The following is an 8,226-nucleotide window of genomic DNA, read 5'->3' as shown; positions in this document are numbered from 1 at the left end:
TTGTAATTGACATCGAATCAACTTTAATGAAAACGGGAAAATTCCGTCTGACTGGGAAAAAAGCATTACTCAAAAACTCTGATTATCCAGCAGTCGTGGCGATCGATGTCACAGAAACAGCTATTGAACGACCCCAAAAAAAACAGAAAAAATATTACTCAGGCAAGAAAAAATGTCATACCCTCAAAACTCAATTGGTCATTAATCAAGAGACAGGAGCAATTATTTGTACTGCTTTTGGGCAAGGACATTGCCACGATTTTAGCTTGTTTAAAAAAAGTAAAATCCATTTTCATCCCGAAACAGACAGCTTACAAGATAGTGGGTATCAAGGCATAAAAGATGATCATTCCAATAGTTATATTCCTAGAAAGAAACCTAAAAACGGGAAACTTTCTCTCTTAGAAAAAGACTACAATCGAGTTCTAGCACAAGAAAGAATTGTTATTGAACACGTTAACCGGAGTCTGAAAATTTTTAAAATCTTGTCGAGTCGTTATCGGAATCGTCGTCGCCGCTATGGTCTGCGTTGTAATTTGTTATCCGCAATTTATAATTATGAGTTAGCTCTAGGGGATTAAATTGAAAACTTTCTATTATAGCATAGATTTTTTTTGCAAGAGGTCTAATGACTCAGTTATTTGAGCGAGTAGTTCATCCAATGGCTTCACCACAAACAGATGGGGCTTTTTTGGGTGGATTACGAGTCATGGCAGTAGATGGAACAGTGATAGATGTCCCAGATAGTCAAGCCAATGCCAGAGTTTTTGGGTATCCAGGAACACGCCCTGGGAAAGGAGCTGCTTTTCCAAAAGTCAGATTAGTGCTATTGGTAGAAACAGGAACTCATCTAATTGTTGATGCGTTAATGTGTCCCTATCGCATTGGGGAGCGGGTTCGGGTTCAAAAACTCCTCCGGTCGGTGACGGAGGGAATGCTGCTGATGTGGGACAGGGGATTGCACTCTTATAAAATGGTCAATGCGACAATTAAACAATCTTGTCACTATTTAGGTCGATTACCTGCGAACGTCAAATTTGAGGTCGAACAAGTTTTAGAAGATGGCTCTTATTTAAGTTGGATAAATCCAGATGGTAAATCTCGCACCGCAAGGTGCAGTAAAGATTCAAGTCAGAATTATTGAGTACACAATTGACTCGGATTCGGAGCCAAAAACTTATCGTCTAATTACCAGTTTGATGGATATAACGGTTTTTCCAGCTTTATTAGCAGCAGAATACCACCAACGATGGGAAATCGAAAGTACAATTGATGAACTTAAAACTCATCTTTTAGGTCGCAAAACTCCCATTCGGGTAGTGCTTTTATGTAAAGGATGGAGGATAATACCTCTATGTCTAGTCTTTTGAGGAGTCTCATCATGAAACCCTATCTAATTTGTCCCACTTGTGGTTCTGACGATGTGATGAAAAATGGGATGACTCGTCGGGGAAAACAAAACCACAAATGTCGCGACTGTGGTCGGCAGTTTGTCGAAAATCCTCAGTGGACACCCAAAGACACCGACACTTTGGCAAAAATTGAGTTACTTCTGCTGGAACGGATTTCCCTCGCTGGTATTGCCCGAGTCATGGGCGTTTCTGAGAGCTGGCTCCAAAATTATGTGAACCACTTGTACGGTGCAATAGAACTCAAAGCCACAGTCATCCCGAAAGAAGTTGGAAAACATACAGTCCAAATGGATGAACTCTGGTCTTTTGTAGACGACAAAGGGAATAAACAATGGGTCTGGTTAGCAATGGATACCAAGACTCGGGAAGTGATCGGATGTCATATTGGAGATCGCTCCTCGAAGTCGGCTCTTGCATTATGGGATTCACTACCGAGTGTCTATCGCCAATGTGCCAAAATTTATACCGATCACTGGGAAGCCTATGCCGTAGTTTTACCAAGTAAAAGGCATAAGTCCGTCGGCAAGGAAAGCGGATTAACCAGTTACATTGAACGATTGAACAATACTCTCAGGCAACGAATTTCGCGATTAGTCAGGAAGACGTTATCGTTTTCTAAAAAGTTGGAGAATCACAAGGGTGCTATTTGGAACTTCATTCATGACTACAATCACCAAATCCGATTAGGAATGCTGAAAGTTCAACCGCCTCAATTTTCTCCATCCTTTACATAAAAGCACTACCCCATTCGTTCTCTCAAGCCTCGTGAAGTTGTTCAAGAAATTTATGGCTGGCTACTCGGACATTGGTGCATCCGCTGTTTAATGTTTCAAGCGGCCCAAACAGCGGGAATTTCACCGTTACGGATTGGTTTTACTGGTACTCTGAATGTGATGGGGCAATTCCTAATTTTCAAAATATTGAACAATCTCAACTATACCCTTTTTTTTTCAAGGGCTGATTCGCGACATTTTGGATGAAAAGATACCCAAACGTCAGGGTCGAAATAACCCCGCGTTGTTAAAAAACCTCGCTCCAAGTTTTTGTCCAAAAAACCTTTTCATAGAGGTACTGGTACTCAGCGCCAGGAGCTTCATGTTTCTATTCTCAGTACCGCTTAGACCTTAACCGAGAAGTATTGGATCGGCTGCGATAGCGACCAACGATCGCCCATTGCAAGCTGGGAAGCAAGCGGGCAACTGCCCAGGGCTTAAGGTATCCTTCGTATTTCATAATAGAGGTGTCTCCATTGCTAAACGGAGCCATAGCCAGCGCGGAAACTTGGTCGGTCGAGGCGCTGGCTTTTGACTGTAACTATAAAAGTAACACTAAATAAGCATTAGTGTGTATTAGTAAGCATAAAACTGACTTTGCAGGCACTGACTGGACGGACGAGGTGGCACAATAGGGGAAACTTCCAACAGATTGCAAGGCATGAGTGACAGCGAGCGGATTTCAGTGGTTTTGCCAACACAGGCGAAAAAAGAGCTAGAAAAGTTGTGCGATCTCGAAAAGCGATCGATATCCAACTTTGTCTACCTTCTGATTCAGGATGCGATCGACCAAGCAAAGGCATCCGGCAAACTCAAATCAACCGATGAGTGAAACTAAAGCTTGATAGCGCTTAATTTTTCAATCAAAAAGTGCCAAACAACTCGCCTATTGTCATGCTAATATTCATTAAATGAGAGGTGTCAAAACATGGCCAAAAGCAGGCATATCTCCAGAAGATGCCAGGAGAATTCAGAATGCAGCCGATCGCACAAAACAAACCATTATAGTTGTTGGCAGTAGAGCAAACGGGACAAGTACGCCAACTTCTGACTGGGACTATATAATGTTAGGTAACTCTCGCCAGCGTCATTCCGCTCGCACTTCTGTTCCTCGCGGTACAAGTGGCGGCGAAATTAATAGTTCAGGCAGAGAAACTGGAATTGATATTTTTACTGGCCCCCTCATCTCAGGAGAACCTCACATTATGTTTGAGCCAAACTTAGGAAACGCAAATGAATCTAGCCGATGAAATTGCAATCAATCAAATTCAACAAGAATTAATTAGCCAACAAGATGCAACAAACTGGTTTTTGAGCTTCCCAACCGAAACTCAGCAGGACATATTGCAGCGGCTATCCTACATGGCACTCCAAGCAGGAGCGAGAGAAACAGATGTTTCCCTAGCTATTGCCAAATCAAAATTTCGCCCAACTTACACCCCTTGTGTGTTGCTGAGTAAAGGGCGATTAAAGGAACAAATGGCAAAGCTTTTGAAACTGCCGGACTCAGAATTTATCAAAGCCTTTTTCCTGTTAATCAGTTTATTAGCAATTGCTGATGCGCGTAGGTATAGCAAATATTGTCAAGATGGATGTAGCCACTGGTGGCACCGCGATTTGAGCGATCGCAATGTTTTAGATGAAATTAGGCATGAGTTTGAACAAACCATTCTTGTTTAAATTGTAGCAAGCTGTAGCGCCAAAGTGCGATCGCTCTATTTTATACTCTACTTCTACCTAAGATCGATCGCCCTTTCGCCCCAAAAGTAATCGGCGTTGCTGAATCAAGGTATGGATACCCCGGTCATGGGGATATCATCAAATTTTAAGTAATGTATTAATAACTTAATAGAATGTTTGAGCATTTTCTCGCACTTAGAATAACAAAGAGTCTTGCGATGTAGTCTAGCTGGCGGAATGTCTTAGTCTTGTATTTTCTCCTTCTACTCGTGTCATATAAGTCTTGCTAATTATCTGATCACCATCAGGGATAAACATGGGATATACAGACCATCCATCTGTTACATAAAAATAGCATTTCCATGCACTTACTTTGTCCCATAATGGTTCAAACGTCTTAGCGCTATGATCCCCTAATACCCATCCTAAAATTCCTGGCTTAAAGTGGTCAACCGCTGTCCACAGCCAGATCTTATCTGTTTTTTTTTTCACATAAGTTTGTAATTCATCGAGCTCACCAACTTCTGGAATGACTTCATGGTCATAAACATCTGGTAACAGTTTTTCGACTTGTTTTACCCAATTCATTACCGTGGTATGATGGACTCCCTTAACTCGTTCTATCGCCCGTAAACCCATGCCATTGACATACATTTTTAGACAATCACGTTTGATGGCCTCGCTATAACCTCGTTGGGGTTCATACTCATTGATGAATTGACGACCGCATTGCACACAAATGTGGTTCTGTTTTCCTTTTTTCTTACCATTTTTACGGATATGGGTTGATTTACATTCTGGACATTGCATAAATTATTCCTCCTGTTCATACTATAACTCAGCAACGCCAAGTAATCTTCCATGATTTAATTAAAATAGCGAAGCCTTTTTCAATATCAAACAAAAAAAGCATCCTCAAAAACAAGAGTGGCAAATAACATACCTAGATTACTTCCAGGTGAAAGCTCAGTCGGACAATTTGGCGACTTGAACAAAATCCGTCGTACAGGGGATAACCTTACACCTCATCATATTCCATCTGATACCTATATGAAACAAATAGGAATCTATGGTTACACTAGAAACAAGGGTATTGCTATCTTGATGGAACAGCCACATCCAGGAAGGGGTGGCCGTCATCGGCGTACACAATCCTACGGACAAAGACAACCATACTTTAATCTATCGCCCCGGCAAGCTCTAGCTCGTGCCGTGTGGGATGTGCGATCGATTTATCGCCAAGATGGGTTGTATACACCACAGATTAGGCGGAACTTACAACAAGTCATCAAACAAAACAAGCTGCTATGGTCAGGTACTTTTGATAAAGTGGGAAACACAAGATGAATGCTACTCAATTGATAGAAATATTAAATGCTAATAAATTCATGCGATCGGATGAAGAAGCCATGAATTTTGACTTTGCTCTCGCCGAACTAGCTCTACATCCCAACCGCGAATATTTGCCAGAACTGTATCTAGTTTTAGATGACCGATGCGAACAACATGAAGTCATGTATGGACTCATTCATTTTCTGGAGTCTTTTGAACTAAAAGACCAGTTGCAGGAATTTATTGATGCGATCGACAGGATGATTGTTAATGCTAAAGAATGGACAATGATTATACTTTATGGAATCCTCAATGAGGATTTATCCAGAAATTTATATGCCAAAATGTTACATTCTACCAATTTTCAAAATCGGGATTTATGTACCACTTTGTTGCAAAAAATAGCTGCTAATGAATCCCCTCCTTTATCTTCGCGTGCTGAATCCATTATTTCCGGTGCAACTGCTATCGACATTAATATTGATGAAATCCAGAGCGATGTTTTAAGCTTTATTAAACACATTCAAGAGGGCAATATCTTGGTACTCTTGCAAAACGATCGCCCAATAGCCGAAATTAAACCTATTAAGTAGAGATGTGCGATCGCCCATCAACCCCAAAAGCCCGATCGCCCATTGCAAACTAGACGGACGAGGTGACACAATAAGGGAAACCTCCAACAGATTGCAGTGCATGAGTGACAGCGAGCGGACTTCATCAGCCTAAAATAGCTGATGTGCTAGACTCAGCGTATCGTCAAAGCTACAAACAGAATGCAAACCATTACCATCACAATTCCCGACGAACGTCTTCTCAAGCTACAGGAAACAGCCTCTAGCCTGGGTATATCACTAGAAGCATTACTACTCATGAGCGCTGAAAACTTGATCGCACCGCCAGAAACATCCTTTGAAAATGCTATGCAATACGTCCTAAACAAAAATGCTGAACTCTACAAAAAACTGGCGTAATGCGCTATCTAACTTTAACTGAAGTCTTAGAACTTTATCGTCGCATTATCGAGCAGTCTGGCGGCTCATCTGGTATCGCCAATTTAGGAGCATTAGAGTCAGCTTTAGCTCAGCCACGCATGACCTTTGGCGGAGAGGAACTTTACCCAACTATCGTAGAAAAAGCTTCAGCTATTGGTTTTGCTTTAATTAAAAATCATCCCTTCTTGGATGGTAACAAACGCATCGGCCACGCAGCAATGGAAGTCTTTTTAGTTTTGAACAGATTTGAAATTTCTGCACCGATAGACGAGCAAGAACAAATCATTTTACAAGTCGCATCAAGTGCGATCGCCCGCGATGAGTTTACTGAGTGGTTGCGCTCTCATATTGTCGATCGATCTATTTAATGGCAATGAGCGATCGCAATGTTTTAGATGAAGATGAATAAATATAGCAATTTTACCATCCACCTAGAAGAACCTAATTGCGAAAAATACGCTGGGCCACCAGATGACTCATTAGGAGAACTTTCGCATTTTGAGTTGGGTTTGAAGCTATTTTGCTTTGAATGCGATCGTCTAGTATCAATAGAAATCGGTCAAGAAAAAGTCAAGGTTTTTTTAGACCCCGATATCTGCATGATACTAGAAGATGAACTCCCCCAAAAACTTAGTGATTTATCCCAAGGAAAATCAATCAAAATAGAATTTGTTGAAAGTGTTTGCCTCACTCTGGAATTACAGCCATTAGCCAACGATCGCATTAGCTGTAATTTCAAAAAGTTTGGATATCTATCTCCAAACGAGTTTACCCTAAAATCCCAAAATCAACACTTTCAACTGCATCAAACTCAAGTTATTACAGAGTTAAAAGAATTTGTCGAACAACTAATGCAAATGGCCGTCAATGGTGGCTACATCACTCCCGAAGAAAAGCAAGAATTCCTGATGCCACTCCGCACAATTGCGCCTGCTTCGGCTATTTCCTCATAAAGGCGATCGCCCTTTTCATCCCGTCTCAGAAAAAGAGCGATCCTCTTCGAGGGCTTCGCCAACGCCAGAATCACAGATTACCGACAACTACCGACTAATTCTCGCCATCACCCTCAAAAGTTTCCTCAAATCCAGCTAAAAAGTCATCCAAAGCCACGGAGGCGATCGCCAAATTAATACTATCAGCATCTTCCCATCCCCACGTATTCACACCAACCACTTGACCGGCCATATTAATCAATGGCCCGCCCGAATTTCCTGGATTAATCGCCGCATCAGTTTGCAACACCTTCACCTCCGCAACCTCATCTTCATCATCCTCGCCCACCTCATACTCTTCCGGTTCCCGAATTGCACTAATAATACCTTGAGTTACAGTTGAGGAAAACTGCCCCAAAGGATTGCCCACAGCAATTACCCGATCGCCCACTTTCACATCAAAAGATAGCTCTAAAGGAGGATATTCTTCGGGAGATTCTACTTGTTCCCCTGTTTCTGGATCGATCATAAAACCAGTAATCAAAAGCAATGCTAAATCCTCTTCCGCATTGCCAGTAAATACCACCTCTGCCATTCTCAACTTTCCGTCATTAGTTTCAACTAAAACCTGTTCGACTTCATTTTCTTCGTAGAAATAATCTTCATCGGCAATATCTTCGACAACGTGATAGTTAGTGACAATTATGTCAGGGGAAACAAAAAAGCCGCTACCGGAAGAAATTTCTTCTCCTGTCTCCCAATCCATCACGTAAACTGAAACTACGGAGGGCAAGACTTGCTCGACGACATCGGAAAAGTTTCCCGTCTGGGTTTTAAACTCTTTCAATTGCTGCTGCAAAGCTTTCTGATCGGCCTGCATTTTGCGATAAAGTTGCTGAACTTTTGCCAATCCTAGCTTTAATTGAGTTTCGCTCATATTTTACCTTTCCCTGAAATTAGGTTGCTGATTTATTTGGGATGTTTGATTGTAGATTTTGGATTGGTATATTGACAATTATAGGGCTGATGTAAAGGAACCCGGTTTCTACTAAAAATCCTGGGCTTTACACCCTGGCATCCATCCATAAACCGGGTTTCTCAACAC

The 8,226-nt window shown here is 41.6% G+C and carries 12 protein-coding genes and 1 pseudogene; 11 read left to right on the top strand and 2 right to left on the bottom strand.

Annotation, left to right across the window (positions count from 1 at the left end):
* The 6 genes and pseudogenes from K4039_RS22785 to K4039_RS22760 all read left to right on the top strand — a co-directional run.
* The coding region (locus K4039_RS22785; RefSeq protein WP_265238799.1) for a transposase family protein at window positions 1-581 on the top strand (581 nt) is incomplete at its 5' end.
* 44 nt (window positions 582-625) lie between these two features.
* A pseudogene (locus K4039_RS22780) lies at window positions 626-1,316 on the top strand (IS4 family transposase); the annotation flags it as partial.
* A 65-nt stretch (window positions 1,317-1,381) separates the two neighbouring features.
* Window positions 1,382-2,146 carry an IS1 family transposase gene (locus tag K4039_RS22775; protein WP_265238798.1) on the top strand — a complete coding sequence of 255 codons (765 nt, stop codon included), beginning with the start codon at window positions 1,382-1,384 and terminating at the stop codon, window positions 2,144-2,146.
* A 700-nt stretch (window positions 2,147-2,846) separates the two neighbouring features.
* A complete protein-coding gene (locus tag K4039_RS22770; RefSeq protein ID WP_265238797.1) occupies window positions 2,847-3,017 on the top strand; it encodes a hypothetical protein in 171 nt (56 codons plus the stop codon).
* A gap of 79 nt (window positions 3,018-3,096) precedes the next feature.
* On the top strand, window positions 3,097-3,435 hold the full coding sequence (locus K4039_RS22765) for a nucleotidyltransferase domain-containing protein (RefSeq protein ID WP_265238796.1): 339 nt from the start codon (window positions 3,097-3,099) through the stop codon (window positions 3,433-3,435).
* The gene (locus tag K4039_RS22760) at window positions 3,419-3,865 is read left to right on the top strand and encodes a DUF5958 family protein (protein WP_265238795.1); all 447 of its coding nucleotides are present in this window, start codon (window positions 3,419-3,421) and stop codon (window positions 3,863-3,865) included. The genes K4039_RS22765 and K4039_RS22760 overlap by 17 nt, the downstream gene beginning before the upstream one ends.
* A gap of 104 nt (window positions 3,866-3,969) precedes the next feature.
* On the opposite strand, the gene K4039_RS22755 is transcribed toward K4039_RS22760, so the two are convergent.
* Window positions 3,970-4,675 (bottom strand): IS1 family transposase gene (locus tag K4039_RS22755; RefSeq protein ID WP_265238794.1). Its coding sequence is split into 2 segments (ribosomal slippage): window positions 3,970-4,095 and window positions 4,097-4,675, totalling 705 coding nucleotides; the frame shifts between segments, so codons are not numbered across the junction.
* 240 nt (window positions 4,676-4,915) lie between these two features.
* Here K4039_RS22755 and K4039_RS22750 point away from each other — a divergent pair.
* The 5 genes from K4039_RS22750 to K4039_RS22730 all read left to right on the top strand — a co-directional run bounded on the left by K4039_RS22750 (window position 4,916) and on the right by K4039_RS22730 (window position 7,142).
* On the top strand, window positions 4,916-5,212 hold the full coding sequence (locus K4039_RS22750; RefSeq protein ID WP_265238793.1) for a hypothetical protein: 297 nt from the start codon (window positions 4,916-4,918) through the stop codon (window positions 5,210-5,212).
* Window positions 5,209-5,790, top strand: coding sequence for an Imm30 family immunity protein (locus K4039_RS22745; RefSeq protein WP_265238792.1), 582 nt, complete (start codon window positions 5,209-5,211; stop codon window positions 5,788-5,790). Before K4039_RS22750 ends, K4039_RS22745 begins: the two co-directional genes overlap by 4 nt.
* A 180-nt stretch (window positions 5,791-5,970) precedes the next feature.
* Window positions 5,971-6,168 (top strand): DNA-binding protein, encoded by a 198-nt coding sequence (locus K4039_RS22740; RefSeq protein ID WP_265238791.1) that lies wholly within the window; start codon window positions 5,971-5,973, stop codon window positions 6,166-6,168.
* Window positions 6,168-6,557, top strand: a complete 390-nt coding sequence (locus K4039_RS22735) for a type II toxin-antitoxin system death-on-curing family toxin (RefSeq protein ID WP_265238789.1) — start codon at window positions 6,168-6,170, stop codon at window positions 6,555-6,557. The genes K4039_RS22740 and K4039_RS22735 overlap by 1 nt, the downstream gene beginning before the upstream one ends.
* A gap of 33 nt (window positions 6,558-6,590) precedes the next feature.
* The gene (locus K4039_RS22730; protein ID WP_265238787.1) at window positions 6,591-7,142 is read left to right on the top strand and encodes a hypothetical protein; all 552 of its coding nucleotides are present in this window, start codon (window positions 6,591-6,593) and stop codon (window positions 7,140-7,142) included.
* A 94-nt stretch (window positions 7,143-7,236) separates the two neighbouring features.
* Here the strand turns inward: K4039_RS22730 and K4039_RS22725 are convergent, their stop codons facing one another.
* A complete protein-coding gene (locus tag K4039_RS22725; RefSeq protein ID WP_265238785.1) occupies window positions 7,237-8,058 on the bottom strand; it encodes a S1C family serine protease in 822 nt (273 codons plus the stop codon).
* Between the last annotated feature and the right edge of the window lie 168 nt (window positions 8,059-8,226).

It is taken from the genome of Lyngbya sp. CCAP 1446/10 (assembly GCF_026130175.1).
GTDB lineage: Bacteria > Cyanobacteriota > Cyanobacteriia > Cyanobacteriales > Microcoleaceae > Microcoleus.
The sequence above is the reverse complement of the archived record's forward strand: the minus strand, read 5'-3'. Positions and strand labels throughout refer to the sequence as shown.